General features: G+C 36.9%; 16 protein-coding genes. 3 read left to right on the top strand and 13 right to left on the bottom strand.

All coding sequences use genetic code 11. The features are described from left to right. The first annotated feature begins 145 nt into the window (after positions 1 to 145). Positions 146 to 280: a YqzM family protein gene (locus ACIP9W_RS01795; RefSeq protein WP_093266124.1), complete on the top strand. Its 135-nt coding sequence runs from the start codon at positions 146 to 148 to the stop codon at positions 278 to 280. 48 nt (positions 281 to 328) lie between these two features. On the opposite strand, the gene ACIP9W_RS01790 is transcribed toward ACIP9W_RS01795, so the two are convergent. The 12 genes from ACIP9W_RS01790 to ACIP9W_RS01735 form a co-directional block, all read right to left on the bottom strand. Further along, entirely contained in the window at positions 329 to 2,413 is a 2,085-nt protein-coding gene (locus ACIP9W_RS01790; protein WP_400785435.1) for a DNA internalization-related competence protein ComEC/Rec2, read from the bottom strand. 197 nt (positions 2,414 to 2,610) lie between these two features. Continuing rightward, positions 2,611 to 3,174, bottom strand: a complete 564-nt coding sequence (locus tag ACIP9W_RS01785; RefSeq protein WP_400785433.1) for a ComE operon protein 2 — start codon at positions 3,172 to 3,174, stop codon at positions 2,611 to 2,613. 62 nt (positions 3,175 to 3,236) lie between these two features. After that, positions 3,237 to 3,821 carry a helix-hairpin-helix domain-containing protein gene (locus ACIP9W_RS01780; protein WP_400785431.1) on the bottom strand — a complete coding sequence of 195 codons (585 nt, stop codon included), beginning with the start codon at positions 3,819 to 3,821 and terminating at the stop codon, positions 3,237 to 3,239. A 118-nt stretch (positions 3,822 to 3,939) separates the two neighbouring features. After that, positions 3,940 to 4,677, bottom strand: a complete 738-nt coding sequence (locus tag ACIP9W_RS01775; RefSeq protein WP_400785429.1) for a class I SAM-dependent DNA methyltransferase — start codon at positions 4,675 to 4,677, stop codon at positions 3,940 to 3,942. After that, entirely contained in the window at positions 4,677 to 5,030 is a 354-nt protein-coding gene (rsfS, locus tag ACIP9W_RS01770; RefSeq protein ID WP_142538265.1) for a ribosome silencing factor, read from the bottom strand. Before rsfS ends, ACIP9W_RS01775 begins: the two co-directional genes overlap by 1 nt. After that, positions 5,027 to 5,602, bottom strand: coding sequence for a bis(5'-nucleosyl)-tetraphosphatase (symmetrical) YqeK (yqeK, locus tag ACIP9W_RS01765; protein ID WP_400785427.1), 576 nt, complete (start codon positions 5,600 to 5,602; stop codon positions 5,027 to 5,029). Before yqeK ends, rsfS begins: the two co-directional genes overlap by 4 nt. Further along, a complete protein-coding gene (locus ACIP9W_RS01760) occupies positions 5,592 to 6,164 on the bottom strand; it encodes a nicotinate-nucleotide adenylyltransferase (RefSeq protein WP_400785425.1) in 573 nt (190 codons plus the stop codon). The genes yqeK and ACIP9W_RS01760 overlap by 11 nt, the downstream gene beginning before the upstream one ends. Further along, positions 6,161 to 6,466 (bottom strand): ribosome assembly RNA-binding protein YhbY, encoded by a 306-nt coding sequence (gene yhbY, locus ACIP9W_RS01755; protein WP_282243606.1) that lies wholly within the window; start codon positions 6,464 to 6,466, stop codon positions 6,161 to 6,163. Before yhbY ends, ACIP9W_RS01760 begins: the two co-directional genes overlap by 4 nt. Beyond that, entirely contained in the window at positions 6,453 to 7,283 is an 831-nt protein-coding gene (aroE, locus tag ACIP9W_RS01750) for a shikimate dehydrogenase (protein ID WP_400785423.1), read from the bottom strand. Before aroE ends, yhbY begins: the two co-directional genes overlap by 14 nt. Before the next feature lie 12 nt (positions 7,284 to 7,295). Continuing rightward, complete coding sequence (gene yqeH, locus ACIP9W_RS01745) at positions 7,296 to 8,399, bottom strand: ribosome biogenesis GTPase YqeH (protein ID WP_400785421.1); 1,104 nt, start codon at positions 8,397 to 8,399, stop codon at positions 7,296 to 7,298. Continuing rightward, complete coding sequence (locus tag ACIP9W_RS01740; protein ID WP_282243610.1) at positions 8,396 to 8,917, bottom strand: YqeG family HAD IIIA-type phosphatase; 522 nt, start codon at positions 8,915 to 8,917, stop codon at positions 8,396 to 8,398. Before ACIP9W_RS01740 ends, yqeH begins: the two co-directional genes overlap by 4 nt. Positions 8,918 to 8,955: 38 nt before the next feature. After that, positions 8,956 to 9,738, bottom strand: coding sequence for a phosphatidylserine decarboxylase (locus ACIP9W_RS01735; protein ID WP_400785419.1), 783 nt, complete (start codon positions 9,736 to 9,738; stop codon positions 8,956 to 8,958). Between the two features lie 89 nt (positions 9,739 to 9,827). Here ACIP9W_RS01735 and pssA point away from each other — a divergent pair, with 89 nt between their 5' ends. Continuing rightward, complete coding sequence (pssA, locus tag ACIP9W_RS01730) at positions 9,828 to 10,367, top strand: CDP-diacylglycerol--serine O-phosphatidyltransferase (protein WP_400785417.1); 540 nt, start codon at positions 9,828 to 9,830, stop codon at positions 10,365 to 10,367. A gap of 254 nt (positions 10,368 to 10,621) precedes the next feature. Beyond that, complete coding sequence (gene sigK / locus ACIP9W_RS01725; RefSeq protein ID WP_093267153.1) at positions 10,622 to 11,350, top strand: RNA polymerase sporulation sigma factor SigK; 729 nt, start codon at positions 10,622 to 10,624, stop codon at positions 11,348 to 11,350. A gap of 197 nt (positions 11,351 to 11,547) precedes the next feature. Here the strand turns inward: sigK and mtnN are convergent, their stop codons facing one another. Continuing rightward, entirely contained in the window at positions 11,548 to 12,240 is a 693-nt protein-coding gene (gene mtnN / locus ACIP9W_RS01720) for a 5'-methylthioadenosine/S-adenosylhomocysteine nucleosidase (RefSeq protein ID WP_400785415.1), read from the bottom strand. Between the last annotated feature and the right edge of the window lie 220 nt (positions 12,241 to 12,460).

Below are 12,460 nucleotides of genomic sequence, written 5' to 3'. Positions count from 1 at the left end.
CTTACTACTGTATGTTTGTCTTTATTATAGCGTAAAAGTAGTGAATAATTTGTGACATTGTCAGTAGGAATGGAGAAATAAAACATTCCATGTAGATTTTTAATAGGCTATCCTATATAATTAGGTGGAAATAGGAGGGGTAATAATGAATGAATTTGAACAAAATGTACAGTCGAAGCGTAACGACGCTATTGACTCGGGCGTAGGTTTTGTAGTCTCCTTTGGATTTTTTACAATTATGTTCGCTATTGCAGTAATTGTTGAGTTTGTTTCTCGATAATCACTAAAAAAGGGATTTGTCTATACTAGGCAAACCCTTTTTTAGTTTCTAGGGAGATGTCACTGATAGCTCTCCACTTTTCGTTATTTCCACTTCAATCGTGCCCTCTCTACTTGTTAGTAAAAAAGGAATTTGTAGCGCATCTAAACGCTCGACTACCTCTTGGTGTGGGTGACCAAATCTATTTCCAAATCCCGCAGAAATGATTGAAATAGCTGGATTTGTGAGTTCTAAAAAGGATTGCTCACTAGAAGTTTTACTCCCATGATGTCCAATCTTCAGTAATGTTATATCTTTTAAAGCTTCCGGGTATTTCTTCACCAATTCCAGCTCTCCTTCTTTCTCTATATCCCCCATAAATAATCCATGAAAATAGCGATTTTGCATGGATAGGACAAGCGAATCATTATTTCCTTCGTATGTAGCATCCGTTGGGTAGATATATTGAAATTGAAAATAGCTCGAATCTATTTTTTCTCCCGCGCCTTTTTCTATCATAGGAATATGTTGCTCCCTTACTTCCTCCATCAAATCTCGCATGCCATTTTTATTAGTAGACCCAGGCGTAATATGAATTTCATCTACTCGCACTTCCTGAAGAACTTCCTCTGCACCTTCCATATGGTCCGCATCTGCATGCGTAAGTACCAGAGTATCTATTTTAGTTATACCTTTTCCTTTTAAGAATGGTACAACGATTTGCCTTCCCACTTCATAGTCTTCATTTGTTTTTTTCCATGCATCTTGTTCAAACCGTAAGACTCCCCCCGTATCAATCATAATTATTTCTTTTCGATAAGGCATTTCAATGACGATACAATCCCCTTGCCCTACATTTAAAAAGGTTATTTTCGTTGAAGAATCTAAATATGGAGTAATTTGCATAATACCCATTGGCAATACAAGAAGAAAACTACAAAAAACAAGCTGCTTCTTTCGCTCAATCGAGATAAAAAAGAACAACACTGTTCCATAAGCTAGGAATACAAGCAGCAGGGACGGTTTCATCGGGTTCCACATTTGATAAGGTAAAGTTCCTAAGTAGATGATCAAATCACCTAATAAAAGGCGTACTGGTTCATATAAATGAAAAAGAAAATCACTAACTGAAGTAGAGATATACGTAAGAAACAGGAAAATGAGATTAATAGGTAATATGATAAATGAAAACAGCGGTACAAAAACTAAATTTGCAAGGAATGAGGATATGGAAATTTCATAAAACTGGTACAGGAGAATAGGATAAACAATTAATTGACACAGGGCAGTAATTACAAAAGACTGCATTACATATGAAGTACTATTTCTCAAAAACACAGAGGAGTAAATAAGCGAAAACGCAGCCAAATACGATAATTGAAAACCAATTTGAAAAATGACCCACGGAGTAAGCAAGACAAAACCAATCACACTTAATGAAAATGCATCATCGATAGCAATTTTTTTCTTAAACAATAAACTAAGTAAAACTATTTCAGTTACAGAAACAGATCTCCATACGGATGGAGCCCCTCCAGCGATAAATGCATAAAGCGGAAGAGCGATTAGTAAAAATAAGTTTGCCGTTTCTCTTCTTACCCCAATACGTATCAGTGATTCGTATACCATCAATGCAAGTAAGGCCACATGAAGACCAGATATCGCAAATAAATGCGTAATTCCTAATGTTTGATAAGCATCTTGTATGTCAGAAGGCATTTGTTCTCTACTTCCGATTAAAAGTGCTTCAGCCTCTGACTGAAGAGAAGATGGGAACGTATTTTGTATATGCATTTTCATCGCAAATCGCTTTTCTGCCATATGCGCAAGAAAAGACCCATTTTTCTCGATGAGCTGATACGTTTTTACAGCCATCTGACCAACTGCCCCATTACTTTTTATATAGGAATCCATGTTAAACGCATAGGCATGGGATGCAGGACGTTTTTCCCCTTCCTCTGGAATCACTTGAAATACCGTCCCTGCAAGAGAAGCTTTCATAAACGCAGCTTTTTCTGTTTCTGTACCTAACTTAAGCTGGACATACCACTTTTCTCCCTCTTCCGAAATAGCAAACCCTCGGATATACTGTCCGTTTATCCGATAAACGTCCGTCCAGGTTATTTCCTTAACATGTACTTCACTTGCTTGCATCGGCATAACTGCTTGCACATAAAAATAACAAACAACTCCAATGAGAATTGTGCCGATCGTAAAAAATAGATGCTTTTGCTTGTACACTAGCCAACAAAAAAGGAAAACAAATAACACTAGTAGTTTTACTGATTCATACGCACTAATTGTAGCAATTACAATTGATAAAGCTATATAAATAAAGTTTCCCTGAACAGTTATACGCCGAATAATTCTGCCACCTTCTTTTCATAAGGAGCCAATTCTTCTATACTTGCTCCTTTCTCACGTAACTTCGTAAGCAACTCCATGTAAAGTGCAACTTTTTCATCGCCTAAAAAGTCAATTTTACGCTCATCAAAAGGTACTTGTATCACTTCTACATTCGCTTGTCTTAAGAGCTCTATAGCATATTCGTTGTTTTTATAATCCTGTGCATAATAAAGACGGGAAATTCCTGCTTGAATGATTGATTTCGTACATGGCAAACAAGGAAAATGGGTCACATACAGATCTGCTCCATTTACCGACACACCATATTTCGAGCATTGTAATAAAGCATTCATTTCTGCATGAATTGTCCGCACACAATGATTATCAACAACGTAACAGCCATGATCGATACAATGATCGCCACCTGAAATTGAGCCATTATAGCCCCCTGCCATAATACGTCGATCACGAACGATTGTTGCCCCTACTGCTAATCTAGTACATGTGCTTCTTAAAGCAAGTAAATGGCTTTGTGCCATGAAAAATTGGTCCCATGTAATTCGCTCCATATAACTACCTCCAATATATATACTTCTTCTAGTGTAGTAGTTTTTATCGTGAACAGTCAATATCACTTCACAGTTATTAGGGGTTCTAATTTTTCAAATGTTTTTTGACCTATGCCTGTTACATTCATTAAATCTTGTTTTTCTTTAAAATTGCCGGTTTCTTCACGGTATGCGAGTATTGCTTCTGCTTTTGCGGGACCGACTCCAGGTAAGGTAGTGAGTATTGTAGCATCCGCTTTATTGATGTTTACTAGAGTGGAATTAGACGATTGCGTTGTCTCCATCGTTTCTATTTCTTCTATTTCTTCTCCTTCAAGCGGTACGTAAATGACCATCTCATCTACTACTCTCTGTGCATGATTGATATTTTTACTATTAGCCATAGCTAAATAACCTCCAGCAAGCTCAATCGCATTTAATACACGATCGCCTTCCGTGAGTTCATATACTCCAGGGTTATTTACCGCGCCTTTTACTTCTACAAAAATAGCGATATCTTCTACATATTCAGTTGTATCTTCTTGGTTTTCTTTAATGGAATCTTCAAATGGGATAGGTTGTACGATTTCAGCTGTGGGAGGTGCTGAATTGAATTGGGATTGAATTATGAAAAATAATATGATCGTGATTACTGTTGTTGGGAGCAACAGCTTCTTCTTGTATTTCTGAACTAATGAACGAAACAGAAATATCATCCTCTCGAAAAAGAGGTAAATTATATGGAGTTATAAAAACTATACTAAATTTACCCCTCTTTGAAAAGTATTATTTGGTAGCATGTATAAAATAACGTTCAATTTCTTTTTCATCCTGTCCCTCAAAAATAGATGTGGAAACCACGACAGAAGCAAAGCCAATTTGTTTTAAAAGCTCTGTAAATGTTTCTAAAGGATATGTTCGTTGATAATGTGATTCTTCAAATCGCTCATAATAGCCTGTTTCATCTCGTACAAAAAAAGTCATGTCATGATAAATAGAATGTGCTTCATCGCCTATTTCCGTATGCCATATGTATGCAACTTGTTCGTCTTCATAAGTAAACGGGCCATCGGGAAAAATGGTATCCATTTTATACAAGGAATGCACATCGAAAAATAGCTGTCCATCTGATGTAAGAGCCTTATAAATACGTTCAAATGTTTGTTTCACTTCTTCGAGCGTTTCCAAATAATTGAGGGAATCGATTGCGATTACTGCTACATCTATGTCGTCAATGCCGTCTAATTCAGCCATGGATTGGCACAAGAAAGAAATATCTGTGCCTTGCTCTAAACTACGGTTATGTGCAATCGTTAACATCGCTTCCGATAGATCTACACCGATTACCTCATAGCCTGCTTTCGCAAATTTCACACTCAGCACACCAGTGCCACACCCTATATCAACTAATCGTTTTCTGCTAGAAACAGGTGCAGTTGCCTGCACCCATTCTGCATATTTATCATATGGTATATCGGACATAAGTAAATCATAAATATAGGCAAATCGGTCGTACATTGCCATTATGCATCTTGCCCTACTTCAATCATTGGTGCGTCTCCCCAAAGGCGCTCTAAATTATAATAAGCACGCTCATCTTTGTGGAATACATGTGCTACTACATCGCCCATATCTACAAGAATCCATCTAGCTTCATCAAAGCCTTCCAAACGCTTTACGTGGAATCCTGCAATCGTTGCTTGCTCTTCTAATTCTTTTGCAATCGCTTGTACTTGGCGATCCGAGTTTGCGTGGCAGATTAAAAAGTAATCTGCTAATAATGATACCCCTTGCATATTTAATACGACGATGTCCTCTGCTCGTTTATCGTCTGCTGCTTTATAAGCAATTTCTACTAATGATTTTGTCGTTGTCATTCGTTCACTTTTCCTTTCTTTTGTATCAAATCATTGTAGCAATGAAATGAATCCGGAAACACCGGCTGTTTTTTTTCGATCAAGAAGGTCATACTATGCTGGATACAACTAATCATTGCATCTTCTAAATCTAGTTCCGCTTTTTCTCTAAGAAGCTCTACTCCAGGAAAATTACGGCTAGGCTCTATCATATCGGAGATGTAAATTATTTTTTCAAGTCGTGACATACCCGCTCGACCTGTAGTATGGTATTTAATCGCATTTAATATATCTTCATCATTTATATTAAATTCATTTTTAGCTACATAACTTCCAACTGGGGCATGCCAAAGTTCATGATGGAACTCTAATAAAATAGGATCCATCTTTTCTGAGATAATTTTCTCTCTCAACCATTCCTTTTCTGCATATTTCACACTATCGTGTAAAATACCAGCAAGCTCTGCTTTTTCGCTATCTTCTCCATATTTTTCGGCAAGATGAACGGCAGTTGTCGCCACTCCTCTAGTGTGAATATAGCGTTTTTCTGGCATCCTAGCCTTCATCTGCTCCATTACATGCTCAAATTTCATACAACTTCTCCTTTTGAATGAAATCCTTCACTCGATCGGGAATAAGATATTTTGTCGTTAGCCCATTCATCAATCGATTTCGAATTAGGGAAGAAGATACATCTATTTGAGGAATCGTAATTGTACTAATAGGATATGCAGTTTCTATTGATGTATTTGGTCTAGGAACACCTATAAATTGTACTTTTTCAACGAGTTCATCAATGCGATGCCATTTCGGTAAATACTCCACTTGATCGCCACCAATGATGAAGTAAAACGACGATTCCGGCTCTCGTTCTATTAACATTTCCATCGTATCAATTGTATAGGAAGTACCTCCACGATCTATTTCAATTGTTTCCACTGACATATTCGGAATACCACGAATCGTAAGCTGTAGCATTTTTAATCTTTGAGCTGTCGTTACTTGCTCGTCCTTTTGTTTATGTGGAGGGGTTGCATTAGGCATGAACCTTACTTCATCTAGACGTAGGGCATGCAATACTTCATTGGCGATGATTAAATGACCAATATGAGGCGGATTGAATGTACCGCCTAAAATCCCTATTTTTTTACTCATGCCCGACTCGCTTTTGGTAGCTCGATTCGTTTATTATTTTTCGAAGGTTTATATAATACAACTGTTAAACCGATTAATTGGACAAGCTCAGCGCCGGCACCTTTTGCAAGTGCTTCTGCCACTTCTTGCTTCTCGTCTTCACAGTTTTGTAAAATACTAATTTTGATCAATTCACGAACTTCTAATGCTTCGCCAATCTGTTTAATCATCGCATCATTGACTCCACCTTTTCCAACTTGGAAAATTGGCGATAGGTGATGTGCTTGACTACGTAAAAATCTTTTTTGTTTACCTGTTAACATAATTTCCTCCTAATTGCTCGGTTAGACGTTCTACCATTTGTTCCGTATTTGGTTTTACTCCATTCCAATACGAGAAGGCAATAGCCCCTTGGTGTACGAGCATTCCTAATCCATTTACCGTGCGAACATTGTATTTTTTCGCTTCCTCTAAAAAAGGGGTAACTAAAGGATTATATACAATATCCGCTACAATTGCATGTTCTTTTATTTGGTTGAGCTGAATTGGTAGCGTTGTCGAACTATTTTTCATCCCTTGGGGAGTTGTATGAATGATGATATCGAACTGTTCAAGCGTCTCTTCTGCTACTTCTAATGTGATTGCTTGTCCAAGCTGTAATTCTTCCACAAGACGTTGAGCATTAGCATATGTACGATTAGCAATCGCAATATGCGAAAAGCCTAAGTGTTTAAAGGCATGGGCGATACCCTTCGCAGCTCCTCCAGCACCAACAATTAGTATATTATTTGTTTGACTAATCGGTCCCAGTGATTCGATAAATCCTAATCCATCTGTATTATATCCAACAAACCTACCATCTTCCGTTTTTACAACTGTATTGACGGCTCCGATGCCTCTTGCTGATTGGTCTATTTCATCTAAATAAGGAATAATTGCTTCTTTATATGGCACAGTTACATTCCAACCGCTACAACCTAATAGCTTTAGCGAATTCACGGCATCTTGAAGTTTTTCTTCTTCAACGAGAATTGGAATGTAGCTAGCATCTATATGTTGCTCCTTAAGCCATACGCTATGCATAGAAGGAGAAAGTGAATGTGCAATTGGCTTTCCTATAACAGCAAACCATTTTTTCAACTAAAAAACCCCCTATATAAGCGATGGCCGAATTGATACTTCTACACCAGCTGGTGCATGAGCAGCGACAACTACGCCACCTTGTTGGACAGTGATCCAACCTAATCCTGAAAATACAATATCTGTTTTTGCATCTTTAATCTTAAATTCATGACGCACTAAAGGTGGCAATAAATCTGCAAACTCTTCCGATGGAGGAGATAATAGCTTCCCTTTATGCTCTTTATATAAGTTGTCCGCATTTTCAAGCTTCGTTCGATGAATCGGAATATCGTTTGCTATATGACAAGTAAATGCTGAACGATCTCCTTTGATAAAATCGAAACGAGATAATCCTCCTAAAAATAATGTTTGCTCGCTGTTTAATTGGAACACTTTTGGCTTAATTTCTTTTTTAGGGGTGATAAATTTCAGCTCTGTTGGATCTAAATAATGTGCCATTTGATGATGATTGATAATACCTGGTGTATCATACAATGCTTTTTTATCGTCCAATGGAATTTCAATCATATCCAGTGTTGTTCCAGGAAAGTGAGAGGTTGTAATAACTGCATCTTCTCCTGTTGCCTGTTTAATAATACGATTGATAAAAGTTGATTTCCCAACGTTTGTACAACCAACAACATAGACATTTTCGCCTTTACGGTAATGCTCGATTGCTTCCATCGCCTCAGGCATACCTGTCCCTTTATGTGCACTCACAAATAATACATCAATTGGAGACAAGCCTAATTTTTTCGCTTCTTGTTTCATCCAGTTAATCACTTTATTTTTCTTCACTGACTTTGGTAATAAGTCCGCTTTATTCGCAATTAACAAAATCGGATTATTTCCTACAAAACGATGTAGTCCAGGCAGCCAACTACCATTAAAGTCAAATATATCGACAATCTTAACAATTAATCCTTTTTGCGTTCCTAAACCATTTAAAATTCGTAAAAAATCATCGTCCGTTAAGGAAACAGGTTGTAATTCATTGTAATTTTTTAATCTAAAACAACGCTGACAAATGATGTCTTCTTTTTCCAATGAGGAAACTGGGGCATATCCCGGCTCTCCTACTTTCTCTGTTTGAATAATTGTTCCACAACCGATACATTTTGGTGCTTCTGTCACTCTTCTTCCTCCCATGTTACTTGACCTTTTTTATCAAGATAACTAAAAATTCTACGTTCAACGATACGATTAAATTTAGTTACAAACCCATCTGAATTTGCAACTGGAATGACTAAAATCGTATGAAGCTTTTGTCGATTTCCACCGAACACATCTGTTAAGAGCTGGTCTCCAATGACAACTACTTCCTCCCGATTTACATTCATTTTATTCACCGCTTGTTTGAAAGCTTTCCCTAACGGTTTACGCGCTTTTGATATAAAAGGAATTTCGAGTGGTTCTGCAAAAGACTTAACTCGTAATTCATTGTTATTTGAAACGATCGTAACTTGAATGCCAGCAGCCTTCATGCTAGTAAACCATTCAATTAACTTTGGTGTTGCATTAGGACGATCCCACTCTACTAGTGTGTTATCTAAATCTGTAATAACCGCTTTCACACCTTTTTCTTTTAAAAATTCTGGTGTTATATGAAAGATGCTTCTCACAAATTCACTTGGTATAAAATATGAATACAAAAACGAACACTCCAATTCGACGCTTTTTCTTTTTACGATTATAGCATATTTGCCACTATCTCACCCATTCGTACAAACTTTCCAGCTTTCAAAGTAGCAGAAAACTCCATACTATCCTCTTCAAACAATAAAACAACAGTTGATCCAAACGAGAAATAACCAACTTCCTCGCCTTTTTTCCATGTGGAAGAAGTATTTGTTAGTTCAATCGAGTTGACGAACATGGCCCCCACTTTAATATGAAAACAATGCTTATGGTTTGGCATACATAATTGTGTTAACAAACGGTAATTTCCACTGATTGCTTCTTTTCCATATTGTAGACCCCATTTATTAACTGGATAAGATTTTTTTCCGAGCATATATTGACGAATTACTTCACCGTCGACCGGTGCATGGATACGATGATACTCAGCTGGACTCAAATATAAAATGATGTACTTTCCATTTACAAACTGCTCTGCAATCTTTGACGACCCTAGTAAGTTTTCTAAGGTATATGGTTTGTCTTTCACAAAGAAAATACCATCTTTTGTAATAGGACCGAATGTTTCTACTGTTGCATCAACAGGACTTATAATACTGTTTGTTCCAGCATGTATTGGTCTGCTCTTTGTTGACACTTCACGAATAAAAAACTCATTCAAAGTAGAAAAATCATTTATAGGTTGAGTAACATCTTGTAAAGTTATATTAAAATATTTAATATATGAGGGTATGATCGTTTTACTTAGCTTGGATCGAGCAAAGGATTGAATAATAGTAGAAGACCATTTACCGTTCGTTAACTCAATCATCGATTGATATAATTTTTCTCTCATCTCTATCTCCCTATAAACAATTGCTTACATTTTTTACTTATTCAAAGTATAATAAACAAAATAGTTGGTTTGTAAAGGAGTGATTTACAATGTATTTACAAAGTATTATGTCCAATACCCGAAAAAAATTGAAATCACATGCAGCAAATATGATTACTATTGCAAATCTTGCATTTGGTGGCGCAGCCATTATGGCAACGATGAATGATGCTCCTGCATACAGTGTGTTATTTATATTTATAGCAGGTTTATTAGACCGTTTCGATGGAATGGTTGCAAGAAAGTTTCATCTTGAATCGGAACTTGGAAAACAACTCGACTCGATGAGTGATATTATATCTTTTGGTGTAGCACCTGCCTTATTATTATATTCCCTAGTTTTACAAGAATTTAGTACAGCAGGAATGGCAATAACAATCATTTATATTGCTTGTGGCGCATTTAGACTTGCCCGTTTCAATATATCGGAATCAAATGGATTTTTTACAGGGCTCCCTATTACAGTTGCAGGGGTTATATTAACGCTATCTTATTTTGCTATTGATACGATACCTTCAGTTTCTTACATGTTTTTATTTATCATTCTTGCTTTTTTAATGATCAGTACTTTTACACTGAAAAAAGTATAAAGTGAAACTTAAATCAGTGGGGGTTTTCTACGCACAGGACGTTGCGACATGGACGTCGCGCTTTTAGTCCCCGTCATCTCCCACTTATCTTTATCGCTTTTCTTAAATCTTGAAGTGGGAGTCTTACTGCCCGTTAATGCGGGATAAATACTTTTCCAAGGAATTTGAACGATTGCTACTTGCAGTCGTTTTTTTCATATTCCTATGTTTTTCGACATATAGTAATAGTGTATAACTTGATGGAGGTGAATAGTATTTCTGGTCTTTTGACTGCATTTATAAGTGTTGTCTCAGATCTCCCTCTTGTTCTCGGTTACTTAAAGGGTCAGGCGTTTCATCAACCATTTTCGCCAGAAGAAGAAAAAGTAATGATCGATCGTTTTTTGGAAGGTGACTTGTCCGCAAGAGACGAACTAATCGAACGAAATATGCGGCTTGTGGCACATGTCGTCAAAAAATTCCATCCAAAACACGAGCTCTTAGACGATTATATCTCCATTGGTACAATTGGATTGATGAAAGCAGTAAATAGCTATACACCTACTAAAAAAACAAAACTAGCAACCTATGCAGCAAGATGTATAGAAAATGAAATTCTTATGTATTTACGTTCATTGAAAAAAGTACAAAAAGACGTTTCACTGCACGAACCAATCGGAATGGATAAAGACGGCCATTCTTTGGAGATAACAGATTTGCTTCAGAATATGGATAAAAGTACCGATGAGCAACTTGTTGATGAAGAAGATACAAACAGATTGTATACACATTTATCTCATTTAGAAAAACGAGAGCTAGATATTGTGATTAGACGATATGGCTTACTTGGGCATGAGCCAATGACCCAAAAAGAAATATCGAAGCAATTGAAAATATCTCGAAGCTACGTTTCACGAATTGAAAAACGTGCACTCGTCAAACTATACCAGTCTTATATTCATGAAAAAAACTCTTTTGATGTATCAAACACCAAAAGAGCTTAGAAGAACTTAATCCTCACTTGTCTCTGCTATCATAATAAATGCTAAAACAGCCGTAATTAAAATAGACATTCCCATTAAAAAGATCATTCCATTACCCCCTCTAAGAAAATGAAAGCGTTTGTTCCTATATCATAGCATAGAACGGAAAAATTATTAATATAAAAGTAACTATTCTAGTTTGTCTAATTCATGACAAATTATAACTTCTCTACTACACGCAATACGATTTCAGTCGAATGCTTAGCTGCAACGGGTAAAAATTCATCAAAACTTATAGAAGATTCTTTTCCTGCAATATCTGATAAAGAGCGTATGACAACGAAAGGAACTTCGAATTGATGACAAACTTGTGCTACAGCTGCCGCTTCCATTTCACACGCTTTCATCTGCGGAAAATGACGACGAACCTCTTCTACTTTTTCAGGATTATGCATGAAAATATCACCAGTCGCGATTAACCCAGTAGCCGTTTCATGCTCTCCAATTTCTTTTACCGCAGCTTCTGCTAGTTTCATCAAAGTCTCGTCCGATTTAAATGCAGCTGGAAGTTGTGGCACTTGTCCAATCTCATAGCCAAAAGCTGTCACATCTACATCATGATGTCGTACTTCATCTGAAATAACAATTGCTCCTACTGAAAGGGTTGGATCATAGCCGCCAGCTGAACCTGTATTAATAACGTAGTCTGGTTTATACTCGTTCAGAAGAATTGCCGTTGTCATTGCGGCATTTACTTTACCTATTCCGCTTTTCAAAAGAATTACTTCATGATTTTTGTATGTACCGATTGTAAACTCGCTATTTGCAATTAATTTTGTTTCTGCATTTTCTATTTCATTTCGTAATAATTCTACCTCTTGCTCCATTGCACCGATAACTGCAATTTTCATCTTTTTTTCTCCTCTCTATCAATTACGCCTTGGCGTAATTGCGTCCAGATTTTGATTCGAGCTTACTCGATTGACTCCTTTCAAAATCTGTGACATCCGCCGGAGGCTTTATCTTCTTTTAGCGGGCGCTTGAATACCCGCTGAACAGTAAACAAAACAGCATTCATCTCATCTATTGAGGTGAGAGTAATTGCTGAATGAAGATAAAGCACTTCTTTTA

It is taken from the genome of Psychrobacillus sp. NPDC093180, assembly GCF_044754065.1.
GTDB lineage: Bacteria > Bacillota > Bacilli > Bacillales_A > Planococcaceae > Psychrobacillus.
This window is presented reverse-complemented; position numbering and strand designations above follow the sequence as displayed.